Source organism: Mesorhizobium sp. WSM4871 (assembly GCF_055811295.1).
The window spans coordinates 1-304 of sequence record NZ_JBVVPU010000071.1; the positions used below are offsets into that span (position 1 = coordinate 1).

A 304-nucleotide genomic window follows, 5' to 3' on the forward strand; every position below is an offset into this window, starting at 1 on the left:
GAGGAATTCAAAAAGCAATGGACTGGCGCCCTGGTGCTCCTGGTTCCCGCAGACACCTTCAAGCGCCGCGACGAGACAGCGCACAGAGCTGGCGCGAGCTGCTGGTCGACGTCAAGCGGCGTGGCTTGCAGATCGCGCCCGAGATCGCCGTTGGCGACGGTGCACTTGGCTTCTGGAAGGCTCTCGACGAGCTGCTTCCCGGCACCAAGCACCAGCGCTGCTGGGTGCATTATGCCGATGTCCGGATTATGCCGACCGTGGGGGTGGATGTCGGCTTCGGAGGCGGTGATCGCTGCGATGGGGT

Annotated in this window: 1 pseudogene; it reads left to right on the forward strand. The window is 64.1% G+C overall.

What is annotated here, in order from left to right:
• Positions 1–71: 71 nt before the first annotated feature.
• Positions 72–230 (forward strand): annotated as a pseudogene (locus AC0L2H_RS32560) (transposase); the annotation flags it as partial.
• Between the last annotated feature and the right edge of the window lie 74 nt (positions 231–304).